Raw genomic sequence first — 19,026 nt, 5'->3', positions numbered from 1 at the left:
ACTTCGTGCAACGGTCTTGCGGCAACGGCCCGGACATAGGGGCTGGGCAATATCGTCGAAGGCGAGATCCGATTCGGTTAGACACGATCCAAGCAAGCAGATCCAAGCCCAGCAGATTCAGCAGGCGAGATCCAAAAGACCGCATCCAGACAAGTCGGATCCAGCCGCACCGGATCCGACAGAACCAGGGGGACACCATGTCGGAACCCAACGACCCACCGCGGCCTCCGACCCGTCGGCCGCGACGCGCACCTACGTGGTTGGCGATCCTCGCGCTGTTGATCGCCGGCGCGGTATTCGCCCAGTGGTTGCGCAGCAACGGCGAGCGCGCCGGCGCGGGAGCCGCCTCCGCGGCGCATGTCGCCCGCGTTGCGATCGCGGACAGCGGCGCGCGCAATCTGCCGATCCGGGTGCGCGACAGCGTCACCGGCCGCGCGCTGGATTCCAATCTGGTGCTGCATGCGCGCAGCGACGGTGCGTTCGTGCGGGATCTTCGCATCGACGACAACGGCGAGCGCATCGCCACCTTGGCGCCGGGCGATTACCGGTTGCAGATCGGCGCCGGCGCGCATCAGTCGTTGAACACCGATGTGCATATCGATGCGGCGCAACCCCTGCCGCTGACCGTGTGGCTGGCGCCATCGGCGCCGTCGGAAGCGCTCGATCTGCTCGCGCTCAAGGCCGCCGCCTGCGCGCGTTGCGCGATCTTCAGCGGTAACGTCTACGACCGCGCCAGCGGCCGCCCGCTCGCGGGCGCGCAGGTGCGCAGCAGTCAAGGCACGCGCGCGAGCACCGATGCGAACGGCTATTTCGAGCTCTCCGCGACGCTGCCGCGTTCGCTGGCCGGCGACAGCGAGGCGTTGCCGGCGACGCTGGATCTGGTGATCGGGCATATCGGCCACCGCATCCAGCGCCTGAGCGCGCTGCCGCTGATCAACGACAGTCGCCACCTCATCGTCGACCTCGATCCTGGCACCGGCACGGTCCGAACCGACCGCAGCCACGTGCAGCAACGCGCGCGCCAACGCGAAGATCAGCAACGCCCGCTGCCGGCCGAGGAGGCGATGCGCGCTCAAACCGACGCGGCCGCGGCCGACGACGAACCCGCGTGGGATCCCGCGCGGCCCGACACGGTCGCGCTGGCGCGGCGCCTGGCCGCGTTGGCCGCGAACGTGCCGATGCCGTCGAGCATCCGCGTCGGCACCAATTGCTCCGGACGTTCGTGCACCGGCGTATCGGTCTACGGCTTCGAAGACTACGTCGGCCGCGGCCTGGACGAAGAATGGATTCCGTCGTGGAATGCGCAATCGCTGGCCGCCGGTGCGGTGGCGTATCGCAGCTACGCCGCGTACTACGTCGCCCATCCGGTCAACAGCCGTTACGACATCTGCTCCAGCACTTCGTGTCAGGCCTTCAACGCCGACAGCGTCGCCGCGACAGTGGCCGCGGCCGCCACCACTCGCGGCGTGCTGCTGACCCGCGACGGCGTCGGCGCGGCGTTCAGCGAGTACTCCTCGGAGAACAACGCCTGGGACGATCCCGGCGACGGCCTGTCCTGCGTCAACAACGATCTGAGCTGCGGCAACGGCCGCAACGGTTCGCCGCGCAACGGTTGGCCGTGCCTGTCCGATGAGGTCGGCCGCGGCCGCGGTTGTTTCGGTCACGGCCGCGGCATGAGCCAATGGGGCACCCAGCGTTGGGCCGCGAACAACGGCCGCGACTGGCGCTGGATCGCCAATCATTACTTCAACGCCAACAACAGCCCCGGTGGTCAACGCAACGCCTTCCTCGCCAACGACGGCGGTGGCGGGCCGGGCGGCGGCGCGGTGGTGTTCGACGACTTCGAAGCCGGCGTCGGCCGTTTCGCCAGCGCGCCGACCTTGTCGGGCAGCACCGTCGGCATCTCGACCGCGTCGTTGGCGCAGCACGACTGCACCACGCGCAAGAACGGTACCTGTTCGCTGCGCGTGCTGCTCAAGGACGACCCCGACGTCGCCACCGCCTGGGCGGTGCGCCTGCTGTCCGGCGGCGGCACGCCGGCCAACAACCTGGAACTGATCCGCGCCGGCGGCAAGGTCGGCTTCTGGGTCTACACCGGCGCCAGCGGCCTGCGCGCCTCGCTGAGCATCGACGACAGCGACGGTACCGAACGCGCGGTCGAACGCGCGATTCCGACCGGCCAATGGACGTATCTGGAATGGGCCTTGGACGATCCGGCGCAGTGGAACGCCTGGGCCGGCGCCAGCAACGGCCAGATCGATGCGGCCAGCGTGCGCCTGGATGCGGTGTGGATGCTGCGCGAACAGACCAGCTTCGATGTGAATCTTTATTTCGACGATGTGCAGATCGTGCACTGAGCACGTCCGGCCCGTCGCTGCGAGCACCGTGTTGAAACCTTCGTTGCGGACCATTCCGCATCGTCCCAACCGCCGCGTCGTTTGCTGATCGCGGCCCTATCGATGGAGTGATCCGCCATGCACAAGCTACACCGTTTCAGCGGCGCCGCCGCGCTGTTCGCCGTCGCGTCCCTGTTCGCCGGCGCCGCCCAGGCCCAGTCCGTGCGGACCTTCCAGATGCCGTTCCCGTGCGGTCAAGTCTGGGCCGGGCAGACCCGCACCAACCACAATCCGCAGAACTCGGTCGATTTCAACCGCGCCAACGACGAAGGCGACATCGTCGTCGCCGCCGCGGCCGGTACGGTCAGCGTGGTGCGCAACCTGGGCGACACCAGCTACGGCAAGTACGTGGTGATCGACCATGGCGGCGGCTGGACCACGCTGTATGCGCACCTCAATTCGTACTCGGTCTCGGTCGGGCAGAGCGTGGCGATGGGCCGCTCGATCGGCACGGTCGGCAACACCGGCGGTTCGAGCGGCGCTCACCTGCATTTCGAGGAGCGCTTGAACGGCAGTGCGCAGCGGATCAAGTTCAACGGTTCGACCATCCATTATTTCGACGGCAGCGGCAACAGCACCAACTACACCAGCCGCAATTCCTGCGGCAGCAGCGGCGGCGCGTCCGGTACGGTCAACACCAACGGCACGCCGCTCAACGTGCGTTCGGGCCCGGGCACCACGCACTCGATCGTCGGCAGCCTGAACGACGGCGCCGCGGTGTCGATCCAGTGCCAGACCACCGGCACCTCGGTCACCGGTACTTACGGCACCAGCAATATCTGGAATCGGATCGGCAGCGGACGGTTCATCCCCGATGCCTATACCTACACCGGCTCGGATGGGCGGGTTGCGCCTAATTGCTGAGGCGCGCGCCCTTACCTCAACCTCTCTCCCGCTCGCGGGAGAGGGGAATGAGAGCTGCATCCGTCCATGCGCGGCGGACGGGGGCGCTATGCTGAGTCCTTCTTCAAGACCTGGCGCCGACAACCACCGATGACCGTACCGCGCACCCTCCTGGTCGCTCTGATCAGCGCAGCCGTCGGCGCCTTCGCCGGAAGCGCGTACGAAACCCATCGCTACCGCGCCGCGCTCGAAGAGGCCGAGCGCAACCTGCCCAATCAAGGCGTGGCGATCGCTCCGCCGCGGTCGCGCGCGCCGAACGGGCATTCGCCCTACCCGGATTATTTGTCGCTCGACGGCGGCGCTCCGGTCAGCTTCGAATCGCTGCGTCAGCGCGCCAGCCGCGATCCCGCGTTCCTGCGCACGTTGCTGCAGCGCTACCGCGACGAAACCGACGCGGTCGCGCGCGGTGAACTGCTGTCGTTGCTCAACGCGGTTTCAGGCGAGGAGGTGCTGCGGTTCGCCTTGTCGCTGACCGCCAGCACTCGCGCCCAGGACGAACGCGACGGGCTGGAACTGTTGCGCGCCTATTCGATGGACCGCGCCGAGGTGCGCGAGGCGGTGCTGGCCAAGCTGCAGTCGGGCGGCGATCCGCAGCGCACCGCCGAACTGGTCGGCATGCTCACGCCGACCACGATGCCGGCCGAGGACGCCGCGCCGGTGCTGGCCGAACTGGGCCAACTCACCCGCCACCCCGATCCTGCCGTGCGCAGCGAAGCGGTGCTGCAACTGGCGCAATGGGACGACGGCGCTCAGGCCGAAGAGCTGTTGCATCGCGCCTTGCTCGACGCCTCGCCGCAGGTGCGCGGCAAGGCCATCGCCGGGGTGCAGAGCTCGCATGCGCGCAGCGACCGGCTCAAGGAGGCCTTGCTCGACATCGCCGACGACCCGGCCAGCAGCGCGGCCGACCGCGGCGCGGCCGCCTTCGCCCTGCAAGACTTCCGCCTCAATCGCGCCGAGTACGCGATCTGGCGCCGGGCCCAGACCCGGGCCGACGCCGACAGCGGGGAGGGCGGCTGAGGCGCCGGGTTCGGCGCATCCGGTGCCTCCATGACCCCTGAGGAGGGTTCGCAGGCACCGTCGAAGTGAGGTTCCGCGGCTTCGGCCCCCCCGGTTCAGGGCGACGCGGCCGGGACCGGGGTGAATCGCGTGAATTCGCCTTTACGCGGCGATAAAGTCTATGTAAATCAGCTGGGTATGGTTCATCGACGGCCCGCCCGCGGTCCCGCCCCCGGGTTTTACGCGCTCCGCCAATAGGTGAATTCGAGCCCGATTTGGCAAATCCGCTGAACATCAAACGTTCAAGCCAATTGATTTTCGTCCCGGACGCCACTACGGTGTGCGAGCTGAGTTAGTCAAGGGTCACCGTAGGTCGTGACCCGATGCCGTAGATCATCGATCCAACAGATCCACTCCATCGTTCCACGCTTCCTCCTTGCAACCAGCCCCACCGCCGCGCAAGTGGCATTCCAATACTACGTTTCAAGGAGTTAGCAACATGGCAGATCGTGAAACCGGAACCGTCAAGTGGTTCAACGATGCTAAGGGCTTTGGCTTCATCTCCCGCGAAGGCGGCGATGACGTGTTCGTGCATTTCCGCGCGATCCAGGGCCAGGGCTTCAAGAGCCTGCAGGAAGGCCAGAAGGTCACCTTCGTGGTGACGCAGGGCCAGAAGGGCCTGCAGGCCGACCAGGTTCAGGCGGTCTAATCGCCCGTACCCGCTGACCTGCGGCGCAAGCCGCGAGTCGCTCGAAAAGCCCGGCGCAAGCCGGGCTTTTTCGTTTGCCCGGTCGAGCGGGAACGCTGCCGCCCGTCCGGAGCGCGCGATTGCCCCGATCGCCTCATTCCCGGCCCGCGCTTTTTCGATCACCATGAGCCGCCCAATCCGCGATCGACCGCCATGAGCGCACCCGACAACGAATCCGATTACGAAGACGAAGGCTTCGACTTCTCCGGCGACGAGGATGAGGAGCTCGACGAGGAAACCCTGATCTGGCAGTTGCTGCTGCTGATCAATCCGGGCGACGAAGACACCGCGCTGCAGCAGTTCGCGCGCTTCCGCGAGGCGCGCGAGGAAGCCGGCGAAGACGGCACCGAGGCGGTCGACATCGTGCAGGACGTGATCGACTGGACCTCGGGCTACCACGTCGACTGGAAGGACACCGAGTCCTTCATCGACTCGATCGCGCAACTGGCCTCGCGCTGGAACCTGCGCGTGGACTGGGGCGTGGAAGATCCGACCGACGACGAGTTCCTCGATCGCACCGACGTGCCCGAGCTGATGTCGATCGCCCACGACCGCCTGCGCGAACACGGTTACACGGTGTGGAACCGCGATACCGGCGGCGACGCGTACGCGGGCTGGATCGCGCTACGTCGCGACGACGAGAACATGCAGGCGGTCGCGGCCGCGCTCGGCATCGACATCCGGCCGGGCAGCGACGCGTTCTGAGCGGCGCGGGTTGCCGGCCCCGTCGTTGCCGAACCGAAAGCGTCGGGCCTGAAGGCCCTCCCACAAAAGACTTCGTGGTCTCGCGATCCGGTGCTGGGTCCTATCAGGCCTTCCGCACCGATCGCAGGGCCGGTGCAACGGCTCAGCAACTCTCAATGCCGGCAGAACGCCCCCGGCTTCGAATACCGCGAAGTCTTTTGTGGGAGGGCCTTTCAGGCCCGACGCTTTCCGCTCCGATCGCGGAATTACCGCAACGACTCAGCAACTCTCAATGCCGACAGAACGCCACCAGCGTCGAGTGCCGCGAAGTCTTTTGTGGGAGGCCTTCAGGCCCGACGCTTTCCGCACCGATCGCAGCGCCGTCGCAACGGCGCAACAACTCTCAATGCCGGCAGAACGCCGCGACCTTCGGATGCCGCTGCTCGAACGTCCCCAACTTGCCGAACAAGCCATCGAAGTAACCGACCGCGATTGCGACCACCTTGCGAAACTTGTGCTGTTCGCACACCAGCACGCAGGCCACCTGGTGCAGGGTCAGCAATTCGATCAGCCAGTGGATCGACCAGCGCGAGGCGTTCGAGCGCAGCGCGTGCACTGCGTTGCGCGAGGCGTAGTAGCGGCGCCAGGCCACATGGTTGCTGGTGGAGAAGATGCCGCGCTTGACGTATTGGCCGACCTGCTGACGGATCTCCACGCCGGCGTTGACGAACACCGGCACGCCTTCGCGGGTGGCGCGCAGGCCGTACTCGATGTCCACGTACTCGATGAAATAGTCCTCGCGGAACTCGCCGAGCTTGCGAAACGCCGCGGCCGACACCGCCGAGCCCGAGGAGATCACGAACAAGGTCGGCACCAGGCCTTCGCTGCGCTCGTCGATACGCTCGGGCTTGGGCATGCGCAATTCCGGTGAGAACACCGGCAGATAGCGATTCAGATTCACCTCGAACACCTTCGGCCCGACGATGAAGGCATCGCCGCCGGTGCGCGCGCAGGCGCGCATCATGCCGTCGAAGAAATCGGCGCCGAGCCGCGAGTCCTGATCGAGCAGGAACATCACCTGGCAGCCGCGCCCGAACAGCACCTGCGCGCCGCGGTTGTAAGCGCCGGAGATGCCGCCGCGGTTGGCGTTGTGCACCACCTCGATGCCCGCCGCACGCAGACGCTCATGCAACTGCGTGTCGGCCTGCGGCGAGTTGTCGACCGCGACCATGTGCCGGCAGGCCGCGCGGGTCTGTTCCAGGTGGACCAGATGCGAAGCCTCGGGATTCCACAGCACGGCGACGACACCGAACGCATCCAGGTCGATTGGCGTGGTGTTTGGCTCGGCCTGCGGCGCGCCGACGGCGCGCTCCACGTCGAGGCCCTGCGCCGTTGCCGCTTCCGCGCCGCCCGGGTCGGTCCGCAACTCGCTCATGCCGCCTCCCGCAGCGACGGAGCTTGCGTCGCCGGCGCATGCGCGCGTTCGCGCAGCAAAGCGGTGGCCAGATCGCGCACGCGCTCGGTCTGCGCGCGCGACATCGATCCGGTATCGCAGGTCAGGGCGAAGTCGAGTTCGCCGTCATAACCCGACATCAGCACCGCGGTGGTGCTGCGCCAGGGCAGGCGCGCGGTCGGACTGAACACGGTTTCCACGCGGAACTCGCGATAGTCCTGCGGGATGTCGATGCGACCGATGTTGGACAAGGTGGTGTCGAACTGATCCAGGTCCGAGCGGCGTTCGGCGACGAACTGGGCGAACACCGATTGCATCATCTCCAGGCCGATGAAGTACTCGTACACGCTGCGCGACATGCGCTCCACGCGCTGATTCAGACGGGTCTTGAACTGACGGGCCTGTTCCCAGAACGCCGCGTCGTCGACCTGGTCGGGCGCCAGTTTGGTGTCCAGCGCGACGATCGATCCGGGCGAAGCCGAAAACAGTTGATCGGCGCCGATCAGCGGCAGGAACTTGCGGATATCCACCGGCGCGAACACCTTGCCTTTCGCGCTGGCGCCCTTGACCGTGCGGAACGCCAGCGAGAACGCCACCGCCATCGCGGCGAACATGGTCACGCCCTCGGCGCGCGCGCGCGCGGCCAACGCGCTGGTCGCCTCGCGCGAGAGTTTCCAGTGCAGCACATAGAACTCGCCTTGCGGCACCGGCTTGCGCCTGCGGCGCAGGGCGAAGAACAGGCGGAACGCCAGCGCCTTCCACGCCGCGCTGCGGCGGATGCGCCGATCGGCCAGGACCTGCGCCGGCAGAATGTCCTCCAGCGCGTTGATGTTGGTATGGCGGCCGATATCGAGCTGAGGTTGATCGCACAGCGCCAGGGTTTCGCGCAGCAAGGTCATCATCGACATGCCGTCGCAGATCACGTGATGGCAGACCACCAGCAGTTCGCCGACCGGCTCGCCGTTATCGTCGCGGCCGTGCACCCAGACCATGCGCATCAACGGCGCTCGCGCGCTGTCGAACCGGGTCTCGCGCTCGATGTCGGATTGGCGCTGCCATTCCTCGTCGTCGCGGCGTTCGGCCAGGCGCAGCGGAATCGGCGCCGGATCGTTCTCCAGCACCACGCTCGGCGGATCGCCGTCCTCGATCGAGCAACGCAGCATCGGATGCTTGAGCTGGACCTTGTCCAGGGCATGACGCAGTTGCGCCGGATCGATGTGCCCGCGCACGCGCGCGGCCTGGACGATGGTGAAGGTGGAATCGCGATCGACATACATGATTCGCTCGCACAACATCATCTTTCGCTTCATCGGTGACTCGGTAGTGGGGGATAGGAATCGTCTTGCGCAGTGGAACGGGGTCGAGCGTGGCCTTGTAGCCCTCGCCCCGACTCCGCCCCGGCCCGAACGCATAGCGTTCGGGCGTTCGGCGCCGCGCGAGCCGGTGGCTCGCAAGCGCGGCCCCTCACCCCGCAAGCGGGAGAGGGGGCTGGTGCTTATCAGCAGTCGGGAATCACCGCGCCGTTGTTGTCGCGCGCTTCATCGTTGCCCCAACGGCTGAGGTAGTAGGCCGAGACCCAGGCGCCGGCCGGGCCGACGTCGAGATCGGTCTTGAGCCAGTAGTGGTTGTAGCTGCTGCCCGAACGCACTTCCTCGCCCCAGGCCTTGCAGTAGACGTAGTTGGTGCCCTGGTAGAGCGTGCCGACCGGCGTCAGCGTCGACGGCCACTTGTAACCGGTGGCGTTGGAGAAGGTGTCGACCCAGTACTTGCCGGGCGGATTGGGATTGCCGCCGCCGTTGATCAGGCCGTAGAAGTTCGACCACGGGAAATACTTGCCGGGGTCGTAGCGGTTCTGATTGCCCGAGAGCATGCCGTGGCCCTTGACCCGAACGTTGTCGGGCACCAGATGCCAAGTGTCGTAGCCCGGGCCGCTCCAGGCGCTGGCGCAGTTGACGCCGCGACGCGCGCAGATGCTCTTGGTCAGGCGCGCGGACGCGTTGACCATCGCCGACGACCAGTTGCCCGCGTCGGCGGCGCGGCCGTCGTGCTCGATGCCGATGGTGTAGTAGTTATGGTTCTTGGCGTGCCAGGCCTGATGGTACTCGCGCACCATCTGGGTGATCTGGCCGTCGGACTTGCGGATCAGATAGTGCGCCGAGACCTGCGCGCTCGGGTTCTGGAACCACGAGATCGAGCCGGCGTAGGAGCCTTCCATCGTGTGCATGATGACCGCGCTCATCGCATTGGACGCGGTGCTGTAGTTGCTGGAGCTGGCGGGATTCCAGATCGCTTCGCCGAAATCCACCGCCTTGAGGCCGACATCGGTGGCGGGGGCGGCTTTCGGTACGGTGATCTCGGTGATGAGCGCCGGGTTGAGGCGCACGCTGTCGTCGTCGGCGTTCATCAGCAGCGCCGGAGCGCGCAGCTTCTGCAATTGCTTGGCGTCGAAGGCGCGTTCGAGCTTGAGCGGCTGCGGCTTGATCTGGATGCCTTGCGCATCGACGCCTTGCTGCAAGGTCTGCAGCACGCCGTAGGCGAAGTTCTGCCGCGCGTAATCGGCGATGCCGCCGTTGCTGGCGCCGTAGCCGGCATACCGGGCGAGCACCGGCGCCAGATCCTCGGGTTGAGCGAGCGCGCGGCTGCGCTTGTCGGACTGGCCGGCGGCGAGCGCGCGGTCGAGCAGCGCGGCCGCGGCGAGGATGTTGCTTTCCGGATCGTCGATGACTTGTTGCGCGCTGCGCCCGGTCAGGCGCGCGCCGTCGCCGACCTGGTCGGCGAAGCCGCCGCCGTGGTACAGGCCCATGACGCCGTAGGACCGCGGCATGTGCAGGTCCTGCGGGTTCTGCGCGGGATCCGGACGCACGTGCACCCAGTTGGTTTCGGCGTAAGCGATGGCTTCCAGCGCGCCGGCCGGCAGGTTGGGATAGCGCGCGTAGGCGCGGCGGAAGTATTCGGGGTAGGCGGCGCGCTGGGCTTGGGCGAGCACCATGGCGTGGGTCTTGTCCAGATCCAGACGCAGGGTATCGAGGCTGGGGCGGTCGGCGGCGCCGGCCAGGGCCGAGCTCAGCAACAGCGAGCAGCCCACGGCGGTGGCGAGAGTGTGCGGATGCATCGAGCGTTCTCCTTCGGGCACGGCTTCGATGAAGCCGCGTGGTTTCGAGGCAAGCATGGATCCCGTAGGTTCATTGTCGTGAGCGAAGTGTCGCGTTACGTGATCCGTTACCGAAAACCGCGGCGAGATGACACGGCGATCTGTGCCCGCGTTTCCACATCGGAGCTTTGACCGTCGTCACCGGTGTGCGATTCATGCCGATGAACGCGTAAGCTGCGCCGGCAACGTGGTTTCTCGAACGATTGCAACAAATACGGGGCTGGGGAGCCGCGGCAAGGGAATGCGGGGGGCGATGGCGATGCGCAGCATCGCGATACGCCGATGCAAAAAAGAAGGGCGGCCCAGGCCGCCCTTCTTCATACCTAGGGTCACCCCCAGGTAGCAGATAAAACCATCAGCGCCCTTGTAGGAGCGGCGCAAGCCGCGACCGCGCCACTACACCGGCGGCGACACCAGCAAACAACCAGGCAAGTCCCCACGTCATCGCGTCAGAAGCACCGCAGCCTCAGCTCCCGTCGCCAGCTACCAACTGTCCTCAAGAAACCGCGGCTTGCACGCCAACCGCCCGCCCACGACCAACACCAGCAGACACGCGCCGAGCATCGCGAACGGCCACACCCAGCCGTGGCTGAGCTCATGCAGCCAACCGAACGCCAGCGGTCCCAGGCAGCTGATGGTGTAACCCAGTCCTTGCATGAAGCCCGACAACGCCGCCGAACCGGCCGGCGTGCGCGTGCGCAGATTGATCAGCGTCAACGCCAGCGGAAACGTGCTCGGGCCCAGGCCGATCAGTCCGACCCACACGAAGGTGCCGTGCATAGGCGCCAGCAGCAGCCCGGCGAAACCGCCCAGGTAGGCCAGCACGCAGGCCAGCACGATCGGAAACGGATTGGCGATGCGCACCGCGAGCATCGGCATGCACAGTGCGCTGATCATACCCAGGGTGGAGAACAGCGCGACCATGCTGCCGCCGAGCGCGGCGCTGCCGCCGGCTTCCACCAGCAGCTTGGGCAACCAGGTGAACATCGAATAGGTGATCAGCGAGGTCATGCCGAACATCAGCGCCATGCCCCAGGCCACCGGCGATCGCCACACCTTGCCGCGCGCGCTGGGCGCGGCCGGCGCCGACAGTTCCGGCGCTTCGTCGCCGTCGGCGACCGCGCGATCGTGCGTTCGCGCCAACTCGCGCGCCTGCGCCGAACGGCCGCGCGCTTCCATCCACAACACCGCCAGCCACGGCAAGGCCGCAGCCACCGCGACCAACGCCCACGATGCCAGCGACACGCGCCAGCCCGAAGCCTGCGCCAGCGGCACCGCGGCCAGCGCCGGCAGAATCGTGCCCAACTGCAGCACGGTGATGTAAGCGGTGCTGACCGCGCCGACGCGATCGGCGAAATAGCGCTTCACCAGCGGCGGCAATACCACATTGCCGATGCCCATGCCGGCCAGCGCGACCGCGTTGGCCGCGAGCAACTGCCCGGTGTCGCCCACGAAACCGCGCGCGAACAAGCCCAATGCGGCGACGGCCATCGCCAGCAGCGCCGCGCGTTCCAGGCCGATGCGATGGGCGATCGCCGGCGTGGCCACGCCGAACAAAGCGAACGCAGCGGTCGGCACCATGCCGAACACGCCGGTCATGGTCGAACCGAATCCGAACTCGCGGCCCAGCGCATCCAGCAGCGGGGTCAGCGAGGTCACCGCAGTGCGCAGCGTGAACGCCGACAGCACGATGCCGATGAGCACCCAGGCGCGGCCCTGCCAAAGCGAGCGTGCGTGTGGAACCGATGCGGTGGTGGCGCTCATGAAGGTCGGGGTGGCGGACTGCGAAAACGGGGGAGAGGCCGCGAACGGGCGCACGCGGGCGCGGACAGCGCGGACGCGAAAGGCATCGGCGGTGCCGCGCGCCGCGCGGCGGCGGCGGGCGAACAAGGTGACCGACAGTGTGGCCACTGCGAGACGGCCGCGCCAGCACCGGCGCGGCAACGGTCAGTTGCGGCAAAGTCGCCGCCACGGCGCCGGAAAAGCGCCGTGACGGGGACGGTTCACGCCGTTACGGTTCACGCCGTTCAGGCGAAGTAGGGCCGCTCGATCGCGAACAACAGGCGCTTGGCGCCATCGCGCCAGGCGCGCGGGCAGTCGCGGCCCAACAGCACCACCGCGGTGGCGTAAGCGATGCCGCGCGAGCGCGGCGCGAGTTTGCCCAACGCACGCTCGGTGGCTTCCGAGGAGGCTGCGCCATCGCGGCGCACCGCGTCGAAGAACGCGGCGATCTTGGGCGCGTCCTCCGGATCGGCGCCCATGGCTTGCTCGCGCAGGCGCGTCGCCGCCGCGTTCTTCTCGCGCGCGGCCAACGCCGCCAACGCCCAGGCCGCGGCCGGATCGTTCTCCACCCGCACGGTCTGCGCCAGCGCGCGCGCCACCGTCTCGGCCGGCGCGCCGTCGGACGCGGCGACCAGGCCCAGCAGCCGCGCTTCCATTTCAGCGGAGGTCTGCTTGGTCGCCAGCGCATCGGCGAGGCGGCCGCTCTTGAGCGCGGCATAGGCCCAGTACGGCGACTCGCGCGGCACCGTGTTTTGTTCGATCGCCAGCAAACGCTTGAGCGATTCCGAATCCGGCGCGGTCATCTGCGCCGATTCGCCTTCGATCGCGCGCTGCGCGCGCGCCAGTTCCGGCCCCAGCCAATCGGCGGCCTGCGGCATCTTCGCCGCCTGCCGCAGCAGCGGCAGCGCTTGCGTCCACTGCGCGCGCTCGCTGGCGCCGTAGCCGGTCGCCAATGCGAACCAACCGTGCTCGGGCCAACGCGCGTGGCCGTCGGCGAAGGCACGGTCCTGGGCCTCGTCCTCGGGCGTGCAACGCACGGCGACGTAGCGCAAGTCGGCCGAGTCGGGCGTGCGTTCGGACAGCGCGCGATGGCGCTTACACACTTGCGCATACGCCGGCTTGCCCTTGGCCGCGTCCTGCTCGGCGCGCAGAGTCACCACTTCGGCCGGCGTCCGGCGCAGGCGTTCGCCGATCAGCCGGGCGAACTCCGGCGTCTGCGAAGCCAATGCCAGCCATTGGCCGATGTGGCGCGAATCGGCCGTGTCCCAGCGCGCGTGCGCGGCGATCAGCGAGTTTTTCTCTTGCTCGCTGGCGGCCAGTTCCAGTTGATCGGACGGTTCGAATTCGGCGAATCCCTGCAGCACCTGGCGGGTGCCGCCTTCGCCCTTGGTGTTGATCTGCTTCGGCGGTTGTTCGAACACGTAGTCGGCCGACGAGCTGCTCCAGCGCGGCGTGCCGAGTTTGCGTTCGGGAACCTCGCCGAGACTTCCGTAGACCGCGGTCCACTCCACCAGCGGCGTCGCCGAGGCGATGTTGTAGACGAAGTGCGAAGCGTGATTGGAGCCGTCGCTGTCGAACTCCTCCACCGTCGCGCCGTCGGCGGTGCGTGCGATCACGTGATGGCGGCCGCTGCCGGACAGGTCCAGGGTGCGGTGCTGCAGCGGCGGCAACTCGACGAGGAGGCCGTCGATGTCCACCCGCATCGCCTGGGCCAAGCCGTTGACCACGGTGATCTTGGCCACGCCGATCGACGTGCCGACGAACAGCACGGTGCCGACGATGCCGCCGGCCACGGCCACGCGCGACAACGACGGCATCAGGCCGTCGGCGGTCTGGAAGCGGTCCCACCAGCCGAGCTTGGTCTGGCGCTTGCGTGCGCAGCCGGGCTTGAGCAGGGCGTACTCTTGCGGCGCGGTCGCCGGGGAGTCGGGCGTGATCGCCGCGAATCGCGCATCGTTGGACGTCGCGTCGTCGGTTGCGGTTTCGCCGTCGCCGTCGTTCGCGGCGATCGCGGCCTGTGCGTCATCGGGCGCGAACGCGGCGATCGCATCCGCGCCGGCGGTGGCGCGCGCATGCACGAGCGCGGCGACTTCATCCTCGGTCGAGAGCAGCGCCCCAAGGGCGGCCTTGCGCAACGCCGCCAGCGGCCCGAGCGTGCCGCGCACCCAGTTGTCGATCACGCCCAGCCACTGCTGGATGTTGTCGCGATCGGCCAGCGGCAGGCGGAATTCGCCCATCGCTTCGGTCCAATCGCTGATGTCCAGGCGTTCGGCGATGCGCCGATCCAGGCGCACTTGCCCCGCGTGATCGTGCAGCGCGTGCAGCGTGCGCTGCAATTGATTGGCCGCCGCCACCAGGCGATTGAGCTCGCTGGAAGACACCCGGCGGTCGGCGGTGACCACCTCGTAGGTGTTGACCAACAGTCCGTTGATGTCCTGCACGTCGGCATGGCTGTGATCGGCGTAATGCAGCACCGCCAACTGTCCGCGCAACAACGCTTCCCACGGACCGCCGAGCGCGCGCGCCGCGGCCAGGTGCACGCTGCGGCAGCGGCGGTCGTGCTCGCGCACGTCCTTGCGCAGCGGCGCGAGCTCCTCGTCGAGCTGAGCGATCACCTTGGGCAGTTCCTTGGCCGGCAGTTCGCCGCCACGCCAGCGCACCACGCCGCCGGGCGCGCGCAGATGGCCTTCGCGCATGGCGTCCAGCGTGGCGTGCTCGGCTTCCAGCTCGCGCAGGCGTTCGAGCGCGTCGCCATGCGCGGCCGGGTACAGGCCGCTCAGGTGTTCGCCCAGGTCGATGCCGGCGGGCATGGCGTAATACAGTTCGTCGCAGCGGTCGTAGTCGCGCACGATCGAACGGCCCAGGTAGGTGCCGCGGAAGCGACGGTCCAGGGCCAGATCGGCGTAGTCGCGCTCCAGGTGGCGCAACGATTCCTCGACCGGCACCGCCGGCAAGGCTTCGGGCGCGTCGATCATTTCGCGCGACATGCGTTCCTTCAGCGCCTGCGCGTCGCGCAACAGGCTCATCGCCGGGCGGGGATCGATATCGCAGGCGATGTAGCTGCGCTTGATGTTGTGTTCGCGATCGCCGTTGGCCGGATGGGTGGACCACATCTGCGGCGGTTGCGCCAGCTCGCTCTTGAACACGCGATGGCGGTCGCGGTCGCTGCCCGGCAATTGCGGCGGCTCGCCGTATTCGGCGTCGGCGAAGACCCGGCGCAGGTGCTCGATGATGCGGGTCTGCACCACGAACAGGTCGGCGACCGGGCGCTGATTGGCGTACTCGCGATTGGCGAAGTTCAGCGCGCGATCCCAGGCGTCATCGGCGGCGCCCAGGCGATGCAGGGCGTGCACCAGCGCATCGCTGCCGGTCAGCGACGCGGCCACCAGGTCGGCCTGATATTCCATTTCGCGCGACAGCGCGCGCTGGGCCAGCACCACCACCCGGAACACCATCTCCACCACCGAGCGGATCGACCACACCACCAGCGACAGCAGCCAGCCGACCCAGGCCACGCGCAGGTCGAAACGCGACAGCGCGCGCAGGAAGTCGTCGAACGCGTCGCGCTTGGCGATGATGTGCGCGGCCACCTGCTGGGCGATATAGACCCAGCGCCCGACCGCCATGGTGCGTTGGGCGAAATGGCCGAACTCGTGCGCCAACACCGCCTTGAGTTCGCCCAGGTTGAGCACGTTGACCAGGGCCAGGCCGATTTCCAGGTTCTTCTTCGACGGCAGAACCAGATTGAGCAGCGACAGGTCGTAGAACACCCCGGCGTTGACTCGCGGCGACAGGAACACCCGATGCGGCCGCGGCGCGCCGGCTTCGTCGGCCAGCCGATGCAGGAAGGCGAACAACTCGGGCTGGTCGGCCGGCTTGAGTTCCATGTCCTGGTCGGCCGCGCCGTGGCGCTTGAACACCAGGGCCTTGGCCATGAACAAGAACAAGAAGGCGGCGCAGGCACCGGTGATGCCGTTGCCGATCAGATTGTCGCCGTTGCTGTCGACCAGGCTGGCGAACAACCGCCAGGCGGTCCGGCCGAACCAGACCAGCAAGGCGAAATAGATCGCGACGAAGGCGAGCAGGCCGGTCATGGCCAGCCAGGCGTGACGACGGTAAGCGGTGCTGGGCGCAGTCAGTTGCGCGGGCACGGACGCAGGTCCGGCCGGATATATCGAGTCCATGTTGTCCCCATTGAGCGTTGGCGCGGCGCGCGGGCCGCAGCGGTAGATGCGCCGGCCCGCCGGGCGCAGCGCGTCGGCAGGCGCCCTGGCCGGACGCCCGCCTATTCTGCGCACATCCATGTGACCCAGTCATCAGTTTGTGTCGGCTCATTGGCAGGGCCCACCCGGTGCCGCCGGCCGTCCCGCGCCCGCCGGGACGGTGGAACGCACCGATCCGCCGGTGCGCCCGTCGCCGGCTTGATGACGGCCGGCGCCGGCCGCATCGTCGTTGGACCTATTCGATGCGCCCCGCGCGGAGTTTCGCCATGAGTTCGTCCATTCCCAACCCGACCCCGCGGGTCAAGATCGATTTCGTCTCCGACGTGGTCTGCCCCTGGTGCGCGGTCGGCCTGAACGCGCTGGAGCAGGCGATCGCCCGGATCGGCGACGAGGTCGAGATCGAGCTGCATTTCCAGCCGTTCGAACTCAATCCGCAGATGGCGCCGGAAGGCGAGAACATCGACGAGCATCTGGCGCACAAATACGGCCTGGGCGCGCAGCAACTGGCGCAGAACCGCGAAGCCCTGCGCCAGCGCGGCGCCGCGGTCGGTTTCCAGTTCAACACGCGCGACCGCATCTACAACACCTTCGACGCGCACCGCCTGTTGCATTGGGCGGGCGTGCAAGGGCCGGAGCAGGAGCGCGCGCTCAAGCACGCCTTGCTGAAGGCCTACTTCACCGACGGCCGCGACATCTCCTCGCGCGAAGCGCTGGCCGCGGTCGCGGTTGAGGCGGGGCTGGACGGCGGGCGGGCGAAGGCGCTGCTGGCCTCGGACGAATACGCCGACGCGGTGCGCGCGCAGGAACGGTTCTACCAAGGCCAGGGCATCCGCGCGGTCCCCTCGGTCATCATCAACGACCGTCATCTGATCCAGGGAGGGCAGCCAGTCGAGCAGTTCGAAGCGGCGTTGCGGCAGATCGCTGGCGTGGCTTGATCGATGATTCGATTGCGTGGCGTTGCGGCCTGCCGATGCTCGGGTCGCGGCGCGTGCGGATGCGTTCCACCGCGTAATCGGAATTGTCGCGAGGTCCGACTGTAGGAGCGGCGCGAGCCGCGACCGCGACCTCGCGACAACGACGCAAGCGCGGTTTCGCGGTCGCGGCTCGCGCCGCTCCTACAGGGGTTGGTCGTGACCTCACCTCGCCATGCCACCTTCTGCATTTCGGCCTGCGACGCTCGATGGTTCGCCCTGAGTCCCTTCGCACCTGACGCGCTGCGGCCCTTGTTCTAGCCAAGCCCGATCCGTAGCATGCGCGCCGCGACCCAAGCCGATCGCGACCCTCTTTGCCAGCCCGGCGATTCGCCTGCCAGCTTTCTTTTTCGGCATCCGGCGCAAGCGCTTCTTCGCGCACTGCGCTGTGAGGCGATGGGTGCAACGGAATGCTGCGCCGCGCCGTTCCCGCCGCCACGCCTCGCGCCGCCGCCCGGCCCACCATTTTCGCCGAACGCCATCGCGTCCCGTCGGTCCGGCGGTTTGTGCGATCCGACCACTTCGCTCTCCCCAATTCGTCAATCTGTGCGCGACTGCGCCTTTACCGCTCCATCCTTGCAACATCGCTGCCATCGAACGGCTCCCATGCTTCGGACTTTCGTCCGCATGAGGTGTCCGATGATCCGCCCCAACGCTATCGCCCGCGCGCTGCGCGTCAGTCTCGCCACCGGCTGCCTCGCGGCCGGCGTTTTCGCCTCCACCGCCACCGCCGCCGGCCTGTCCGCGCAATCGGCCGCCGACCGCGCCGCGCTCGCCCTGCGCTGGGCGCCGGTGCATTACCAGGACGTCGACCAGACCGGCAGCCACGCCCTCGGCGGCGCCGCCGACTACATCGCCCGCTACGACTTCGACGGCGATCTCGACGCGCGCAACAACTGGGACCGCGCCGGCCAATCCGCGTATCCGCTCGCCGCGCACGGCTACTACTCGGTGGTTGAGACCAGTACCCACTGGTTCATCACCTACCTGTTCTTCCACCCGCGCGACTGGACCGACTCGTTCTTCGACACCGAACACGAGAACGACGCCGAAGGCGTGCTGTTCGCGATCGCACGCGACGGCTCCACCTACGGCACCCTCAAGGCCGCCGTGACCGTCGCCCACACCGACTTCTTCTCCTACGTCCCCGCTGGCAGCAACTGGACCGCGAACGCGGAGAACATCGACGGCTCGCTGTCGTTCCTGACCCACGACGGCGCCCCGCACCCGGTCACCGCCCAGGAAGCCAAAGGCCACGGCCTCAAAGCCTGGCCCGCCTACAACATCAACGGCGACGGCGTGATCTATTACCCCTCGCTCACCACCGCCGAAGTCCCGTCGAACCCCGACGACCGCGACGTCAAATACAAACTCGTAGACATCTTCGAAACCGGCGGCATGTGGGACCAGCGCAACAACAGCTGGCTGTTCGCCGGCTGGGGCAGCTTCGCCGGCGACAACAGCGGCGGTTGCGGCAGTGGAGCGATTGGATGCAACACCAACTCGGCGAATGCGCCTTGGGGTTGGGATGACAGCAACGATGGTCCCGGGCGGGGGATGCTGGCGACCGATCCGGTCGGGCTGGTGACGAATTACTTCCGGGTGCCTGAGGCGGTTAGTGGGGCGTATACGTACAACCCGTATCGCTGATCTCCACCTCCCAACGGCACCGTCCCGGGGCAATACGCCGAGGAATGGGCCCTCGGCGTGCTCTACGGC

At 67.7% G+C, this 19,026-nt stretch carries 12 protein-coding genes; 7 read left to right on the top strand and 5 right to left on the bottom strand.

Translation table 11 applies throughout. From position 1 onward, the window contains the following. Positions 1 to 197: 197 nt before the first annotated feature. The 5 genes from ACTOWJ_RS10930 to ACTOWJ_RS10910 all read left to right on the top strand — a co-directional run bounded on the left by ACTOWJ_RS10930 (position 198) and on the right by ACTOWJ_RS10910 (position 5,748). Entirely contained in the window at positions 198 to 2,357 is a 2,160-nt protein-coding gene (locus tag ACTOWJ_RS10930) for a SpoIID/LytB domain-containing protein (RefSeq protein WP_441334633.1), read from the top strand. A gap of 117 nt (positions 2,358 to 2,474) precedes the next feature. After that, complete coding sequence (locus tag ACTOWJ_RS10925; protein WP_441334632.1) at positions 2,475 to 3,260, top strand: peptidoglycan DD-metalloendopeptidase family protein; 786 nt, start codon at positions 2,475 to 2,477, stop codon at positions 3,258 to 3,260. 129 nt (positions 3,261 to 3,389) lie between these two features. Next, the gene (locus ACTOWJ_RS10920) at positions 3,390 to 4,316 is read left to right on the top strand and encodes a HEAT repeat domain-containing protein (RefSeq protein WP_441334631.1); all 927 of its coding nucleotides are present in this window, start codon (positions 3,390 to 3,392) and stop codon (positions 4,314 to 4,316) included. A gap of 478 nt (positions 4,317 to 4,794) precedes the next feature. After that, the gene (locus tag ACTOWJ_RS10915) at positions 4,795 to 5,004 is read left to right on the top strand and encodes a cold-shock protein (protein ID WP_336091230.1); all 210 of its coding nucleotides are present in this window, start codon (positions 4,795 to 4,797) and stop codon (positions 5,002 to 5,004) included. A 192-nt stretch (positions 5,005 to 5,196) separates the two neighbouring features. Next, positions 5,197 to 5,748 (top strand): DUF6630 family protein, encoded by a 552-nt coding sequence (locus tag ACTOWJ_RS10910; RefSeq protein WP_441334630.1) that lies wholly within the window; start codon positions 5,197 to 5,199, stop codon positions 5,746 to 5,748. A 382-nt stretch (positions 5,749 to 6,130) separates the two neighbouring features. Here the strand turns inward: ACTOWJ_RS10910 and ACTOWJ_RS10905 are convergent, their stop codons facing one another. The 5 genes from ACTOWJ_RS10905 to ACTOWJ_RS10885 all read right to left on the bottom strand — a co-directional run bounded on the left by ACTOWJ_RS10905 (position 6,131) and on the right by ACTOWJ_RS10885 (position 16,264). Further along, entirely contained in the window at positions 6,131 to 7,162 is a 1,032-nt protein-coding gene (locus ACTOWJ_RS10905; RefSeq protein ID WP_441334629.1) for a glycosyltransferase, read from the bottom strand. Further along, positions 7,159 to 8,490: a condensation domain-containing protein gene (locus tag ACTOWJ_RS10900; protein WP_441334628.1), complete on the bottom strand. Its 1,332-nt coding sequence runs from the start codon at positions 8,488 to 8,490 to the stop codon at positions 7,159 to 7,161. The genes ACTOWJ_RS10905 and ACTOWJ_RS10900 overlap by 4 nt, the downstream gene beginning before the upstream one ends. Positions 8,491 to 8,678: 188 nt before the next feature. After that, on the bottom strand, positions 8,679 to 10,292 hold the full coding sequence (locus ACTOWJ_RS10895; protein WP_441334627.1) for an N-acetylmuramoyl-L-alanine amidase: 1,614 nt from the start codon (positions 10,290 to 10,292) through the stop codon (positions 8,679 to 8,681). Positions 10,293 to 10,814: 522 nt separating this feature from the next. Further along, positions 10,815 to 12,095 (bottom strand): MFS transporter, encoded by a 1,281-nt coding sequence (locus ACTOWJ_RS10890; protein ID WP_441334626.1) that lies wholly within the window; start codon positions 12,093 to 12,095, stop codon positions 10,815 to 10,817. A gap of 263 nt (positions 12,096 to 12,358) precedes the next feature. Next, on the bottom strand, positions 12,359 to 16,264 hold the full coding sequence (locus tag ACTOWJ_RS10885; RefSeq protein WP_441334625.1) for a M48 family metallopeptidase: 3,906 nt from the start codon (positions 16,262 to 16,264) through the stop codon (positions 12,359 to 12,361). A 338-nt stretch (positions 16,265 to 16,602) separates the two neighbouring features. Between ACTOWJ_RS10885 and ACTOWJ_RS10880 the strand changes: the two genes are divergently transcribed. Further along, the gene (locus ACTOWJ_RS10880) at positions 16,603 to 17,271 is read left to right on the top strand and encodes a DsbA family oxidoreductase (protein ID WP_441334624.1); all 669 of its coding nucleotides are present in this window, start codon (positions 16,603 to 16,605) and stop codon (positions 17,269 to 17,271) included. Positions 17,272 to 17,946: 675 nt separating this feature from the next. Further along, positions 17,947 to 18,957 carry a hypothetical protein gene (locus ACTOWJ_RS10875; protein WP_441334623.1) on the top strand — a complete coding sequence of 337 codons (1,011 nt, stop codon included), beginning with the start codon at positions 17,947 to 17,949 and terminating at the stop codon, positions 18,955 to 18,957. The last annotated feature ends 69 nt before the right edge of the window (positions 18,958 to 19,026 follow it).

The organism is Lysobacter sp. CA199 (assembly GCF_052078715.1).
Classification (GTDB): Bacteria; Pseudomonadota; Gammaproteobacteria; order Xanthomonadales; family Xanthomonadaceae; genus Lysobacter.
Note: the sequence above shows the minus strand (reverse complement) of the source record. Positions and strands in the feature narration are given on the sequence as shown.

Coding starts and splice junctions, on each gene's coding strand:
- ACTOWJ_RS10930 (WP_441334633.1), top strand. CDS start 198: ATGTCGGAACCCAACGACCCACCGCGGCCTCCGACCCGTCGGCCGCGA.
- ACTOWJ_RS10925 (WP_441334632.1), top strand. CDS start 2,475: ATGCACAAGCTACACCGTTTCAGCGGCGCCGCCGCGCTGTTCGCCGTC.
- ACTOWJ_RS10920 (WP_441334631.1), top strand. CDS start 3,390: ATGACCGTACCGCGCACCCTCCTGGTCGCTCTGATCAGCGCAGCCGTC.
- ACTOWJ_RS10915 (WP_336091230.1), top strand. CDS start 4,795: ATGGCAGATCGTGAAACCGGAACCGTCAAGTGGTTCAACGATGCTAAG.
- ACTOWJ_RS10910 (WP_441334630.1), top strand. CDS start 5,197: ATGAGCGCACCCGACAACGAATCCGATTACGAAGACGAAGGCTTCGAC.
- ACTOWJ_RS10905 (WP_441334629.1), bottom strand. CDS start 7,162: ATGAGCGAGTTGCGGACCGACCCGGGCGGCGCGGAAGCGGCAACGGCG.
- ACTOWJ_RS10900 (WP_441334628.1), bottom strand. CDS start 8,490: ATGAAGCGAAAGATGATGTTGTGCGAGCGAATCATGTATGTCGATCGC.
- ACTOWJ_RS10895 (WP_441334627.1), bottom strand. CDS start 10,292: ATGCATCCGCACACTCTCGCCACCGCCGTGGGCTGCTCGCTGTTGCTG.
- ACTOWJ_RS10890 (WP_441334626.1), bottom strand. CDS start 12,095: ATGAGCGCCACCACCGCATCGGTTCCACACGCACGCTCGCTTTGGCAG.
- ACTOWJ_RS10880 (WP_441334624.1), top strand. CDS start 16,603: ATGAGTTCGTCCATTCCCAACCCGACCCCGCGGGTCAAGATCGATTTC.
- ACTOWJ_RS10875 (WP_441334623.1), top strand. CDS start 17,947: ATGATCCGCCCCAACGCTATCGCCCGCGCGCTGCGCGTCAGTCTCGCC.